The 13454-nt window shown below is 41.7% G+C and carries 16 protein-coding genes; all 16 read left to right on the top strand.

Going from position 1 to position 13454, the window contains the following annotated elements; genetic code table 11:
- Positions 1-4 precede the first annotated feature (4 nt).
- Entirely contained in the window at positions 5-1507 is a 1503-nt protein-coding gene (locus ACGEDC_RS02090; RefSeq protein ID WP_394496146.1) for a flagellar hook-length control protein FliK, read from the top strand.
- Positions 1508-1602: 95 nt separating this feature from the next.
- Positions 1603-2127 (top strand): flagellar basal body-associated protein FliL, encoded by a 525-nt coding sequence (fliL, locus tag ACGEDC_RS02085; protein ID WP_394496144.1) that lies wholly within the window; start codon positions 1603-1605, stop codon positions 2125-2127.
- Between the two features lie 27 nt (positions 2128-2154).
- Positions 2155-3183, top strand: a complete 1029-nt coding sequence (fliM, locus tag ACGEDC_RS02080; RefSeq protein WP_055025023.1) for a flagellar motor switch protein FliM — start codon at positions 2155-2157, stop codon at positions 3181-3183.
- A gap of 9 nt (positions 3184-3192) precedes the next feature.
- Positions 3193-3579: a flagellar motor switch protein FliN gene (gene fliN, locus ACGEDC_RS02075; protein ID WP_055025022.1), complete on the top strand. Its 387-nt coding sequence runs from the start codon at positions 3193-3195 to the stop codon at positions 3577-3579.
- Between the two features lie 41 nt (positions 3580-3620).
- On the top strand, positions 3621-3887 hold the full coding sequence (locus ACGEDC_RS02070) for a hypothetical protein (RefSeq protein WP_394496141.1): 267 nt from the start codon (positions 3621-3623) through the stop codon (positions 3885-3887).
- Positions 3872-4033: a flagellar biosynthetic protein FliO gene (locus ACGEDC_RS02065; RefSeq protein WP_394496139.1), complete on the top strand. Its 162-nt coding sequence runs from the start codon at positions 3872-3874 to the stop codon at positions 4031-4033. The genes ACGEDC_RS02070 and ACGEDC_RS02065 overlap by 16 nt, the downstream gene beginning before the upstream one ends.
- A gap of 5 nt (positions 4034-4038) precedes the next feature.
- Complete coding sequence (gene fliP, locus ACGEDC_RS02060; protein ID WP_055025020.1) at positions 4039-4785, top strand: flagellar type III secretion system pore protein FliP; 747 nt, start codon at positions 4039-4041, stop codon at positions 4783-4785.
- 9 nt (positions 4786-4794) lie between these two features.
- The gene (gene fliQ, locus ACGEDC_RS02055) at positions 4795-5064 is read left to right on the top strand and encodes a flagellar biosynthesis protein FliQ (RefSeq protein WP_055025019.1); all 270 of its coding nucleotides are present in this window, start codon (positions 4795-4797) and stop codon (positions 5062-5064) included.
- A gap of 4 nt (positions 5065-5068) precedes the next feature.
- The gene (gene fliR / locus ACGEDC_RS02050) at positions 5069-5875 is read left to right on the top strand and encodes a flagellar biosynthetic protein FliR (RefSeq protein WP_055025018.1); all 807 of its coding nucleotides are present in this window, start codon (positions 5069-5071) and stop codon (positions 5873-5875) included.
- 7 nt (positions 5876-5882) lie between these two features.
- Entirely contained in the window at positions 5883-7013 is a 1131-nt protein-coding gene (flhB, locus tag ACGEDC_RS02045; RefSeq protein WP_055025017.1) for a flagellar biosynthesis protein FlhB, read from the top strand.
- A 136-nt stretch (positions 7014-7149) separates the two neighbouring features.
- Entirely contained in the window at positions 7150-9249 is a 2100-nt protein-coding gene (gene flhA / locus ACGEDC_RS02040) for a flagellar biosynthesis protein FlhA (protein WP_055025016.1), read from the top strand.
- A gap of 30 nt (positions 9250-9279) precedes the next feature.
- Complete coding sequence (gene flhF, locus ACGEDC_RS02035) at positions 9280-10668, top strand: flagellar biosynthesis protein FlhF (protein WP_065108527.1); 1389 nt, start codon at positions 9280-9282, stop codon at positions 10666-10668.
- Positions 10669-10672: 4 nt separating this feature from the next.
- Positions 10673-11554: a MinD/ParA family protein gene (locus ACGEDC_RS02030; protein WP_055025014.1), complete on the top strand. Its 882-nt coding sequence runs from the start codon at positions 10673-10675 to the stop codon at positions 11552-11554.
- On the top strand, positions 11547-12266 hold the full coding sequence (locus tag ACGEDC_RS02025) for an RNA polymerase sigma factor FliA (RefSeq protein ID WP_394496134.1): 720 nt from the start codon (positions 11547-11549) through the stop codon (positions 12264-12266). Before ACGEDC_RS02030 ends, ACGEDC_RS02025 begins: the two co-directional genes overlap by 8 nt.
- A 41-nt stretch (positions 12267-12307) precedes the next feature.
- Entirely contained in the window at positions 12308-12691 is a 384-nt protein-coding gene (gene cheY / locus ACGEDC_RS02020) for a chemotaxis response regulator CheY (protein ID WP_080916243.1), read from the top strand.
- 14 nt (positions 12692-12705) lie between these two features.
- On the top strand, positions 12706-13443 hold the full coding sequence (locus ACGEDC_RS02015) for a protein phosphatase CheZ (RefSeq protein WP_055025011.1): 738 nt from the start codon (positions 12706-12708) through the stop codon (positions 13441-13443).
- Positions 13444-13454 lie beyond the last annotated feature (11 nt).

The following is a 13454-nucleotide window of genomic DNA, read 5'->3' as shown; positions in this document are numbered from 1 at the left end:
GGTTATGCAGCAGATGAGTAATATTTTATTAGGCAATAGTGGTAAAGTTGCAAGTGTTACTGGTTCAGATAAATCGCAAGGTGCTGATAATCAATCTTTTCTATCTGTTTTTAACCAAGCGTCACAAATGGATGTTGAAAAGACCAAGTTGGCAAAAAGTAGCGAGACAAATGTAGAAGAGCAGTCTGATGTCGCAATTGAAGAGGCTGATGTAGAGTTAATTTTTGCGCAAATTGGCATGTCTGAAAATTTTGATAAAGCCGGGCCTTCAGATCCAAGTGGCAAAGAATTGCCGTTAGATGAAGAACTTTTAGCGGACGAAGGCTCAGCAATAGATTCTGATATGCTGGATTCTGAATTATTGGCAAATACTCAGACAATCAACTCTGATGAACAACTTGAGACTGAGGTTGATGAAACCGTCAACGCTTTTCTATCATCGTTGACGGCTGAACAGCTCACTCAGTTAAGTGAGTTTTCATCAATGGATAGCGAGAAGTTAGCGAGCCTCACGCCAGCGCAGCTTAATCAATTGATTGCTGATTTCAATCGTCAGCATCAGCTAAGCGGTGAACAAGCTTTGCCTTTAATGGCTCTGACAGATAAGCAAGCTGTGCTTGCAAATGCTAATGAAGGTGCGGCTGACAGTGACTCAGTTAAAAACGTCGCTAATTTAGCGTCCAATACGCAAGCTAATACCAATCAAACAAATAATGCATCATTAGTGAATCCTCAGTCAGTGGTTAATACGACACTTGAAATGCAAGCCAGTAAAAATACTGCAGAGGCGAATCTCAATGCCGAAAAAGGCACGATAATAGGCGAAGCAAGCCAAGCAGAGACGAAGTCATCCTCTAAAGAGGTGCCTCAAATCAATTTGTCCAAAGCTGAGTTAACTGTGTCAATGGATAAACAAATAGCTAAAAATGCAGTGTTGGCCAGTTCAGCTGCTAGCGCAGCAACGTCTGAGTTAACACCAGAGTCAACTGAAGTAAAAGCATTACAAAATCAAAGCAGCTTTACGGCGCAACATAAAAGTGATGTCCCACAATTCCAGCTATCTTTACGCCAAGGGGCTGAAGCTGCGGTGAACATGCAAGATATGATTCAAAAATTTGCTCCAGTGATGAAGCAGCAATTAATCACTATGGTTGGACAAGGCGTTCAACATGCTGAAATTCGACTTGATCCTGCCGAGCTCGGCCATATGGTCGTGAGAGTTCAAGTTCACGGTGAGCAAACTCAAGTACAGTTCCAAGTCGCACAATCACAAACAAGAGATCTCGTCGAACAAGCGATTCCTAAGTTACGCGAAATGTTAGCTGAAGAAGGACTTCAACTTGCTGATAGTCATGTTTCTCAAGATGGTGATAACGAGTCGAAATCTGAATATGATGAACAAAACAGCAATGGTGATGCGATGTTGGATGAAATATCAGCACAAGAACTCGACATTGCAGCAAAACATTCACTGAGTAGCAATTCTGCTATAGATTATTACGCCTAAGTCGGTAATCTATAGCCAACAAGTTAAGACTGTTGGTGCGCTATAGCGAATGTTAATAATTTTACTGGCAGCGCAATAAATAAATGGAATGAATTATGGCTGAAGAAGAGTCTTTAGAGTTAACCACAGAGAACCAACCTAAAAGTAAAAAGAAGCTCATCATTTTTATTGTGATAGGTGTGGTGTTGCTTGCGGTTATCGCAGGTGCTGCAATGTTCTTTTTAGTTGGAGATGAAGAGTCTGCTTCAACGACACCGGGCACAGCAGCAACAAGTGAAGTGGTGGAAGATGATTCAACCAAAGGTAAAGCGAACTACGTCGGTATGCCTAGGCCGTTTTTGTTTAATTTACCAGGAGTCGATAGAGCAAGGTTAGTTGAAATTAAAGTTCAACTAATGGTACGTGGCGACGATGGTCAAACAGCTAAAATGCATATTCCTTTAATTGAAGATGCGTTACTGACAACATTTAGTGCTGCTGATGTTCAAAAGCTCAGTACTCAAGCTGGAAAAGACGAGTTAAGACAAATGGCCTTACTAAACGTGCAAAATACATTGCAACCTGTAGCGGGTCGAAAAATAGTCGAAAAAGTACTATTTACTGGCTTCGTAATGCAATAACGCCAGTGAAAAAGCCAAGGTGATGACGTGAGTGATTTATTAAGCCAAGACGAAATTGATGCGCTACTCCATGGTGTTGATGATGTCGATGAAGATGACATTAATGAGAATGACGATACTCGGGTATATGACTTCTCATCTCAAGATAGAATTGTGCGTGGGCGAATGCCGACGCTGGAAATTGTAAACGAACGTTTTGCTCGTCATCTTCGCATTAGCATGTTTAATATGATGCGCCGTGCAGCCGAAGTCTCGATTAATGGCGTACAAATGCTCAAGTTCGGCGAATACGTGCATACGTTATTTGTGCCAACAAGTTTAAATATGGTGCGTTTCAGTCCGCTAAAAGGGACTGCACTTATCACGATGGAAGCACGTCTGGTATTTATTCTCGTTGATAACTTCTTTGGTGGTGATGGACGTTTCCACGCCAAGATTGAGGGACGTGAATTTACCCCGACCGAGCGTCGCATTGTACAACTATTACTGAAAATTATTTTTGAAGACTACAAGGATGCTTGGGCGCCAGTGATGGATGTCGAATTTGAGTACCTTGACTCTGAAGTTAACCCTGCAATGGCGAATATTGTTAGCCCAACTGAAGTTGTGGTGATTAACTCATTCCACATTGAAGTGGATGGCGGCGGTGGTGATTTTCATATCACGATGCCGTATTCAATGATTGAGCCGATTCGAGAATTATTAGATGCGGGTGTTCAAAGTGATAAACAAGATACCGACATGCGCTGGGGCCAAGCATTACGTGATGAAATCATGGACGTGCAGGTTGGAATCGATGCCAATATTATTGAACATGAAGTGACTCTTAGAGATGTCATGGAGTTTAAAGCTGGTGATGTGATACCGATTGAATTACCAGAACACATCATGATGCGAATCGAAGATTTACCGACTTATCGATGTAAATTAGGTAAATCTAGAGATAACTTAGCGTTAAAAATCAGCGAGAAAATACCTCGACCAGAAACCGCTAAATCGGAACTACAATTAATTACGCGTAAGAAAGGTAAAGCGCGTGATATTTCAGAATTATAAGGTGAAGTAATGAGTGATGATACTGATGATTGGGCAGCAGCGATGGCAGAGCAAGCTCTTGAAGAAGCAAATGTTGCTGAACAAGTCGAGCTTGATGAGTTAGTTGATGAATCTGCGCCTATTTCAAAAGAAGAAGCAGAAAAACTTGATAGCATCATGGACATTCCTGTCACCATCTCGATGGAGGTAGGGCGAAGCTTTATTAGTATTCGTAATTTACTGCAACTTAACCAAGGCTCAGTTGTTGAGCTTGATAGGGTGGCGGGTGAACCATTAGATGTTATGGTTAATGGTACCTTGATTGCCCATGGTGAAGTGGTTGTGGTGAATGATAAATTTGGTATTCGCCTAACAGATGTGATCAGCCAAACTGAACGGATCAAAAAGCTTAAGTAAAATAGAGATAAAACACCCATCAATTAGTAAAGGATTTATTTGTGTTAAATGCTGTTAGTTTGTTCGCCATTGCGAGTTCTGCTGTCAATGAGGCTGCGTCACCCGTGGTGGCTACTCGGGGGGCGGAAACATCAAATATTGCAGCCTTATCCAGTATGATGGGGGGCCTGATATTAGTGATTGCGATCATTTTTGTTCTGGCATACATCGTTAAAAAGCTAAACCTCGTTCAATCTAACCAAGGTGTCATAAAAACCGTTGCAATGACGCCGTTAGGGCAAAAGAAAAACTGGTGCTTGTTGAGCTAGAAGGCCAACAATATTTACTCGGCGTGACCGCGCAGCAAGTGAATCTGATTGAAAAATTAGACAGCGCAGTACAAGTTGAAACCACTTCATTTGCAAGCCGTTTAAAGCAAGCCAAAGAGCAAGCTAAGTCAGCTTCCAAGGAATAACGATAATGAAAAAGTGGATTGTTCTGACATTATTGACGGCATTATTTTTCACCCCTTATAGCTTTGCAGAAGACGGTATTTTAAAAGCCGTCACAGTCACAACAGGGGCCGATGGTAGCACTGAATATTCAGTAACAATGCAGATTTTGTTATTGATGACGGCGATGAGCTTTATTCCAGCCATGGTCATCATGCTGACTTCATTTACCCGTATCATTGTCGTGCTTTCTATTTTGCGTCAAGCGCTTGGATTACAGCAAACCCCTTCAAACCAAGTGTTGATTGGTATGAGCATGTTCATGACATTTTTTATCATGGCGCCAGTCTTCGACAAAATTTACGACCAAGCGGTTGAGCCATATATCAATGAATCACTGACGATGCAGCAAGCGTATGAGGTAGGCAAAGAGCCACTTAGGGCATTTATGCTGTCTCAAGTCAGAACCACAGACTTAGAAACCTTTATTGAAATTTCTGGTTACACCAATATCTCATCTCCAGAGCAAGTGCCTATGAGTGTTCTGGTACCTGCTTTTATCACCAGCGAATTAAAAACTGCTTTTCAAATTGGCTTTATGTTGTTTGTGCCATTTTTGGTGCTCGATTTAGTGGTTGCGAGTATTTTGATGGCGATGGGTATGATGATGTTATCGCCGATGATTGTTTCTTTACCATTCAAGATTATGTTGTTTGTATTAGTTGATGGTTGGGGATTAGTCATGGGAACACTTGCCAACAGTTTCGGCACGTAAGGGCCAACTATGTCACCAGAGTCGTTAATTGATATATTTCGCGAAGGGCTGTCGGTTATTGTATTGATCGTATCAGCGATTATTTTACCGGGTCTTTTTGTCGGTTTAATTGTCGCTGTGTTTCAAGCGGCCACCTCAATTAATGAACAAACCTTAAGCTTTTTACCAAGGCTGTTAATGACGCTTTTTTCATTAATGTTTTTAGGCCATTGGTTAGTGCAAACCATGATGGATTTCTTTTACACCATGGTTGATATGATCCCGCAAGTGATAGGCTAGCTTGATGGAGATTCTATTTGAGGAAATTAGCCAAACAATAGCAGCTTATGTCTGGCCGTTATTTAGAATTTCCTCAATGTTGATGGTCATGGCGGTATTTGGCGCTAACACCACTCCAGCAAGAGTCCGCTTATTATTATCAGTCGCCATTACCATTGCTGTGGCGCCTGTGTTACCTGAACCCGTTGGCAATATTGAGCTATTTTCGTTAAGTGCAGTGTTTATTACAGCACAACAAATCCTTATCGGTACTGCAATGGGGTTTGTCACTATTTTGGTCATGCAAACTTTTGTATTAACTGGACAAATTATTGGTATGCAAACCAGTTTGGGTTTTGCGTCAATGGTTGACCCAGGCTCAGGACAGCAGACACCCGTTGTAGGTAATTTCTTTTTATTATTGGCAACATTGATTTTTCTTGCCGTGGACGGGCATTTGCTGATGTTTACTATGCTGGTGGCGAGTTTTGATACGATTCCTATTTCAAATCAGGGCTTCACAATTACAAATTATCGCAGACTTGCTGAGTTTGGTGGCTATATGTTTGGCGCTGCACTCACCATGTCAATTTCAGCGATTGTCGCCTTATTATTAATAAACCTTTCTTTTGGGGTAATGACTCGTGCATCACCTCAATTAAATATTTTCGCAATTGGTTTCCCAGTCACTATGGTGAGTGGATTGCTTATTTTGTGGTTAACTTTAGGACCCATCATGTCTCATTTCGATGAGGTTTGGCTGCAAGGCCAAGTATTGATGTGTGATATTTTGCAACTGACCTGTCAAACTGACGGCTCGATAACTCGGTAAATTACTGATGGCAGAAGATACAGGTCAAGAACGCACCGAGGAACCCACCGCCAAGCGACTGCAACAGTCGCGTGATAAAGGGCAGGTGGCACGTTCAAAAGAATTAGGTACTGCGGCGGTATTACTCGCATCAGCAGTGGGCTTTGCTATTGTGGGGCCAAACCTTGCGCGAAGTCTGCACACCATCATGACGCAAATTTTGACCATGGAACGAGACCAGATTTTTGATACCAACTCCATGTTTCTCGTTTGGGGAATTATTGGCACAGAGCTCGCGTTCCCGTTATTCAGCTTTATTGGCTTTTTAACTGTCATTGCATTTATCGGTAATATCATTCTTGGTGGTATGACGTTTTCTGTTAAAGCGTTTATGCCTAAAGGCAGTAAAATGAACCCTGCTAAAGGGTTTAAGCGGATGTTTGGTACTCAAGCATTGGTTGAGCTGACTAAGGGGATTGCCAAATTTTCTGTGGTGGCCATTTCAGCCTATTTCTTGTTAAGTTTTTACTTCTTTGACATTTTGACACTGTCGACTGACCACTTGCCTGGCAATGTATATCATGCGCTAGAGCTATTAGTGTGGATGTTTATTTTACTGTGTTCTTCGATGTTATTCATTGTAATTATTGATGTGCCATTTCAAATATGGAATCACAACAAACAATTAAAAATGACCAAACAAGAAGTAAAAGATGAATATAAAGACACTGAAGGTAAGCCGGAAGTGAAAGGGCGTATTAGGCAAATGCAGCATGAAATGGCGAATAAGCGCATGATGTCTGAAGTCCCTAATGCCGATGTTATTGTGGTAAACCCCGAGCATTACGCTGTGGCTGTAAAATACGATGTTATGCAATCATCTGCGCCTTTTTTAGTGGCGAAAGGTGTGGATGATGTCGCATTTAAAATACGCGAAATTGCTCGAGAGCATGAAGTACCGATTGTCTCTGCACCGCCTTTAGCCCGTGCCATTTATCATACGACGAAAATTGAACAGCAAGTGCCAGAAGGGCTCTTTACTGCTGTCGCTCAAATTCTTGCTTATGTTTTTCAGCTTAAACAATATCAAAAAGGCAAAGGGAAGCGCCCTAAACCTATTCCTTTAAATCAACCCATCCCCGATGACTTAAAACACTAACTGAGATTTATTAATTGTTTTTTGGTTATAACTTGGCCACTCAGCTGAGTATTTCTGTTTGAACCATTCTTTTGGCGTAGTAATTGCTAATTAGAGACGTTAGCGTCAAGAATATTACTATAAAGGTTTCCTACTGATGGATGTAAAAGCAGCATTAGGCCAAGTTAAACAAGTTAGATTCAGTACTTTCAAAGGTGTTGGTACACCGCTATTGGTACTTGCTGCACTCGGCATGGTCGTGCTACCAATGCCCGCATTTTTACTCGATATCTTGTTTTCATTTAACATTGCACTTGCTCTGGTCGTGCTGTTAGTTGCTATTTATTCTGATCGTCCATTAGATTTTGCTGCTTTCCCTAGTGTGCTTCTCGTTGCGACCTTATTACGTCTAGCGCTCAATGTCGCTTCCACTCGGATTGTATTGTTAGAAGGCCATAACGGTGGAGATGCTGCAGGTAAAGTCATTGAGGCATTTGGCTCAGTCGTTATCGGTGGTAACTATGCTGTCGGTTTAGTGGTTTTCCTTATCTTGATTATTATCAATTTTGCCGTTGTAACTAAAGGTGCTGGACGTATTTCTGAGGTCAGTGCTCGCTTTACATTGGATGCAATGCCCGGCAAACAAATGGCGATTGATGCTGACCTTAACGCAGGTACATTGACGCAAGACCAAGCTCGAGTTAGACGTGCTGAAGTGACTAAAGAGGCAGACTTTTACGGTGCGATGGATGGTGCGTCAAAATTTGTAAAAGGTGATGCCATAGCGGGTATCATGATTTTGGTCATCAACATTCTTGGTGGCTTTGTTATTGGTATGGTGCAACATGGGCTGGATTTTTCGAGTGCCGTTGAAATTTATACTCTGCTCACTATTGGTGATGGCTTAGTTGCTCAAATTCCAGGATTGTTACTATCGATTGCTGCAGCGTTAATGGTCACTCGTCAAAATGAATCTGGTGACATGGGCGGTATGATGATTAGCCAGATGTTTGATAGTCATAAATCAATGGCGATTGCATCTGCTGTATTGTTCATCATGGGTATTGTCCCTGGAATGCCTCATTTTGCTTTCTTAACTTTTGCTGTGATTACTGGGATTGCAGCTTACATGATTTATAAACGTAATAATGACGCTAAAACAGCGGCCCTTGAAAAAGCTGTGAGCAGCCCAGCAGAAGTTAAAGATGCTGAACCCAAAGAATTGAGCTGGGAAGATGTTCAACATGTTGACACTATTGGACTAGAAGTGGGGTATCGCTTAATTCCTCTTGTGGATAAAGGTCAAGGCGGCGAATTACTTGGCCGTATTAAAGGGGTGCGTAAAAAACTATCTCAAGAGTTAGGCTTCCTTGTTCCTGCTGTGCATATTCGCGACAACTTGGATTTATCACCAAATAGTTATCGAATCTCGCTGATGGGGGTTGTTGTTGGTGAGGCTGAAGTTAGGCATGACTGTGAACTTGCCATCAATCCAGGGCAAGTTTACGGTAAACTTGATGGCATTGAGACAACTGACCCAGCCTTTGGTTTAGAAGCGGTATGGATAGCACCTGAGCAGCGTGAACATGCCCAAACATTAGGGTATACGGTCGTGGATACCGCAACGGTAGTAGCGACTCATATTAGTCAGTTATTGACGAACAATGCTGCGAAATTACTGGGCTATGAAGAAGTACAGCAATTAATGGACATGCTAGCTAAAAACTCTCCGAAACTTATTGATGGCTTTATTCCAGACATCATGCCACTTGGCTCAGTGGTTAAAGTGATGCAAAACCTTCTTAATGAAGGTGTTTCTATACGAGATTTACGTACAATAGTGCAAACACTGTTAGAATACGGTACAAAGAGTAATGATACTGAAGTATTAACAGCCGCAGTGCGGATTGCATTGAAGAGAATGATTGTTCAAGAGATATCTGGACCAGAATTAGAAATCCCTGTCATAACATTGGCGCCAGAGTTGGAACAGATGTTGCACAAGTCTATGCAAGCGACAGGCGGTGAAGGGCCAAATATTGAACCAGGCCTTGCAGAACGCATGCAGAAGTCATTATTAGACGCTTCTCAGAAGCAAGAAATGGTCGGTCAGCCAGCCATTTTATTGACATCAGGTATGCTAAGGTCAACGCTGTCACGATTTGTTAAATATACTATCCCGAATTTACGGGTTATTTCTTATCAAGAAATTCCTGATGAAAAGCAAATACGCATAGTATCTGCAGTAGGGCAATAGCGATGACTTTCTGTTTGAAAGAGGTGTTAAGTGAAAATTAAACGATTTTTTGCCAAAGACATGCGTTCAGCATTAGCTCAAGTGAAAGACACCTTGGGGTCAGATGCTGTGATCATGTCAAATAAGAAAGTCACTGGTGGTATAGAAATTGTTGCAGCTGTTGATTACGACGAGCCAAAAGCTGATGTTGCAGTGAATTCACCTGTTCCTGGTTTTATGGACGTGAGTGATGACCAAGTTTCGTTAGGAATCAACAAGCCATCAGTTAAAGCCCAGACCAAAGTGAGCCCACCACCAGCGGCAGACTCTCTGCAAGCGTTATTAGAAAAGCAGCATAATCGTTTACAGCAACAGATGACTCAGCGAGTAGAAGAAACGGAATTACCTGATTGGGCAAAACAGCTTCAAGATACTAAAGCCGCTAAAGCTGACAGTAAACCGCAGCCGCAATTCGACCAACCAAGAAGTTCATCAAGAAATCATAGTCAATCTGAAGAAATGGAAGCCATGCGCGAAGAAATGGCGTCATTACGAGGATTGTTGACCCATCAAGTTTCATCATTGATGAAGGATCAGAAAAAACGTACAGACCCAGTTGGGGCTATGCTTGAAAGTAAACTCATTAATGCTGAGTTTTCTCCTGCTGTCGCCGCAAAATTAGCAGGGCTTAGTCAACAATATACCCCAGCAGATTTGGTTAGAGCATTACCACAGAGTTTAGCGAACTTATTAGATAACCAAGGTGATGATATTGTGCGCACTGGTGGCGTTGTTGCTTTTGTTGGTCCAACAGGTGTTGGAAAAACGACCTCACTAGCAAAACTAGCTGCTCGATTTGCTGCACATCATGGCCCAGAGCAAGTTGCATTAATTACAACCGATCATTATCGTATTGGAGCCTTTGAGCAATTAGCAACTTATGGCAAAATAATGGGCTGTCCTGTTAAACAGGCACATGATTTAGCTGAATTAGAACAAATTCTTTATCAGTTTAAGAATCGTAAGTTAGTATTAATAGATACTGCAGGTATGGGACAACGTGATTTACGCCTATATCAGCAATTAGATGATTTAATGGCAAATACAAGAATACCGATTAGAAGTTATTTAGTGATGTCAGCAACTTCACAACGCAGAGTGTTACAAGATGCTGTTGAGCATTTTAAACGCATCCCGTTATCGGGAGTTATTTTGACAAAACTAGATGAATCCGTATCGATTGCCGGCGCATTAAGTGTATTGATTCAAAATGGGTTACCATTAAGTTATGTAACTGATGGTCAACGTGTTCCAGAAGATATGCAAGTTGCAGATACGCTAATGTTAGCAAAACAAGCGTTAGCAGCATTAAACGACACCAAACCTCAAACGTCACCTGACACTGCGTGGTCAAATGACATGGCCTACGCATTCGAGTAAAAATATGACCCGAGATCAAGCAAGTGGTTTACGTATGATGAATCAACCAAATAACGACAAAGTAAAAGTAATCGCAGTAAGTGGCGGTAAAGGCGGCGTGGGTAAAACCAGTGTGTCAATTAATACAGCTGTTGCCCTTGCTGAGAAAGGTAAACGAGTACTCGTACTTGATGCCGATTTAGGCTTAGCGAACGTCGATGTGATGCTCGGTATTCGAGCTGAACGTAACTTATCTCATGTACTGTCTGGCGAAGCTGAACTGGATGATATTATCGTTCGTGGTCCTAAAGGGATCGGTATTGTACCGGCCACTTCAGGTACACAAGCGATGGTTGAATTGACTCAAGCTCAGCATGTTGGATTAATTCGTGCTTTCAGCGAAATGAAAACCCAGTTTGATGTACTGATTGTCGATACGGCAGCAGGTATTTCAGATATGGTGTTAAGTTTCTCTCGTGCTTCACAAGATGTATTGATTGTGGTTTGTGATGAACCGACATCAATTACCGATGCATATGCCTTGATAAAAATTCTGAGTCGTGAACATGGTGTGTTCCGGTTCAAAATTGTAGCAAATATGGTACGAAGTTTACGTGAAGGTATGGAGTTATTTGCCAAACTGAGTAAAGTAACCGATAGATTCTTAGATGTGGCTTTAGAATTGGTTGCTACGGTGCCATTCGATGAGAACTTACGTAAGTCTGTACGTAAACAAAAATTAGTTATCGAAGCCTTTCCTAAGTCTCCTGCGGCCATTGCATACCATGGTTTAGCGAATAAAATTATGAGCTGGCCGATACCGCAACAGCCTGGTGGACATCTTGAATTTTTTGTTGAACGTTTAGTTCAGCGTAAAGATCCACAAGAGGATACTACGAGTGAATAAAGCCGCCGCGTATACTCAGTTTGATAATAAAACTTCAATTGTTGAACAGTATGCTCCGTTGGTAAAAAGAATTGCACATCACATGCTAGCAAGGCTGCCAGCATCAGTGCAATTAGATGACTTATTACAAGCAGGGATGATGGGGTTGCTAGAAGCATCAACGAAATTTGATGGAAACAAAGGGGCAAAATTTGAAACCTTTGCAGGCATCAGAATTCGTGGCTCTATGATTGATGAAATCCGTCGCGGAGACTGGGTTCCTCGTTCTGTGCACCGTAATCAGCGCCGAGTGGCTCAGGTTATTGATGAACTAGGACAAGAACTTGGCCGTGATGCTAGAGATACCGAAATTGCTGAAAAGCTAGAAATGACATTAGAAGAATATCACCATATTCTCAATGATGTGTCAGTCGGTAAAGTCATCGGAATAGAAGATCTTGGTGTTTCTGAAGATGTGATTGTAAGTGAGGAAACAACTCACGATGAAAATTTTGATTCCTTAGCTGAAACTCAGTTTAAATCTGCGTTAGCCGAAGCAATTACAACATTACCCGAAAGAGATGCGTTAGTTTTGTCGCTATATTATGACGAAGCATTAAATTTAAAAGAAATCGGTGCCATTCTTGAGGTCAGCGAGTCGCGTGTTAGCCAGATATTAAGTCAGGCAATGCTGCGTCTTAAAGGCAAGCTTAAGCATTGGACACAGGTATAATTATTAATAAAAGCACAGTGTGAAGCTCACCGGAGGAAACCTTGGACAAGAATATGAAGATTCTTATTGTTGATGACTTTTCAACAATGAGACGCATCATCAAGAACTTGTTGCGAGACTTGGGGTTTAATAATACCCAAGAAGCAGATGATGGCTCAACCGCCTTACCAATGTTACAAAAAAGCGAATTTGATTTTGTTGTCACTGACTGGAATATGCCAGGCATGCAAGGAATTGATTTGCTAAAGGCTATTCGTGCTGATGATTCATTAAAACATTTACCTGTTTTAATGGTGACCGCAGAAGCAAAACGCGAACAAATTATCGCAGCAGCGCAAGCTGGTGTGAATGGTTATGTTGTTAAACCGTTTACCGCTGCAACGCTAAAAGAAAAACTCGATAAAATCTTTGAGCGTTTAGCATAAGCTAAGGATAAGTTATGCAGGCAGCAATATCGGGGTTAATCGACCTTGAGCAAGCCAAGCAGCTCGTAGCACTACTTGAAGATGGACAACAAGAACAAGCTGATGACGTCATTCGTGACTTATCAGCGCCGCTTCAAAGAGAGTTGTTTGATGAAGTGGGTAAATTGACACGTCAATTACACAGTTCATTAAATGAATTCCAATTAGATACGCGTTTAGCCGAACTTGCCAACAACGAAATACCTGACGCAAAAGAAAGATTGAACTTTGTCATCGATATGACAGAGCAAGCTGCAAATAAAACCATGGATGCAGTTGAAGAATGTTTACCTTTGGCCGATACAATAATAAATAACATTCAATCGGTCACGCCAATGTGGGATAAATTGATGCGTAGAGACATTGCTCTTAATGAGTTTAAGGCTCTGTGTCATGACGTCCAACATATCATGTCTCATAGCGAACATGACTCAAGTCGATTAAGAGAATTGCTCAATCAGATATTGATGGCGCAAGATTTCCAAGACTTAACCGGGCAAATGATCCGTCGTGTTATTGATTTAGTCAGAGAAGTGGAAAGCAGTTTAGTGTCAATGCTAACCATCTTTGGCGAAAATGCAGCTGACTCGGCACGGGTCGTTGATGAAAATAAAATTGAAGCAGAAGGCCCTATCTTGAATGCTGAAACACGTGAAGACGTGGTGACTGGCCAAGATGAAGTGGATGATCTGCTCTCAAGTCTGGGTTTCTAACTAGGAGTCAA

The sequence above is a fragment of the Shewanella sp. ENK2 genome (genome assembly GCF_043568515.1).
GTDB lineage: Bacteria > Pseudomonadota > Gammaproteobacteria > Enterobacterales > Shewanellaceae > Shewanella > Shewanella japonica.
Note: the sequence above shows the minus strand (reverse complement) of the source record. Positions and strands in the feature narration are given on the sequence as shown.

Excerpts from the sequence above, each read along its gene's own strand:
- ACGEDC_RS02090 (WP_394496146.1), top strand. The coding sequence starts at position 5 with ATGCAGCAGATGAGTAATATTTTATTAGGCAATAGTGGTAAAGTTGCA.
- fliL (WP_394496144.1), top strand. The coding sequence starts at position 1,603 with ATGGCTGAAGAAGAGTCTTTAGAGTTAACCACAGAGAACCAACCTAAA.
- fliN (WP_055025022.1), top strand. The coding sequence starts at position 3,193 with ATGAGTGATGATACTGATGATTGGGCAGCAGCGATGGCAGAGCAAGCT.
- fliP (WP_055025020.1), top strand. The coding sequence starts at position 4,039 with ATGAAAAAGTGGATTGTTCTGACATTATTGACGGCATTATTTTTCACC.
- fliQ (WP_055025019.1), top strand. The coding sequence starts at position 4,795 with ATGTCACCAGAGTCGTTAATTGATATATTTCGCGAAGGGCTGTCGGTT.
- fliR (WP_055025018.1), top strand. The coding sequence starts at position 5,069 with ATGGAGATTCTATTTGAGGAAATTAGCCAAACAATAGCAGCTTATGTC.
- flhB (WP_055025017.1), top strand. The coding sequence starts at position 5,883 with ATGGCAGAAGATACAGGTCAAGAACGCACCGAGGAACCCACCGCCAAG.
- flhA (WP_055025016.1), top strand. The coding sequence starts at position 7,150 with ATGGATGTAAAAGCAGCATTAGGCCAAGTTAAACAAGTTAGATTCAGT.
- ACGEDC_RS02030 (WP_055025014.1), top strand. The coding sequence starts at position 10,673 with ATGACCCGAGATCAAGCAAGTGGTTTACGTATGATGAATCAACCAAAT.
- ACGEDC_RS02015 (WP_055025011.1), top strand. The coding sequence starts at position 12,706 with ATGCAGGCAGCAATATCGGGGTTAATCGACCTTGAGCAAGCCAAGCAG.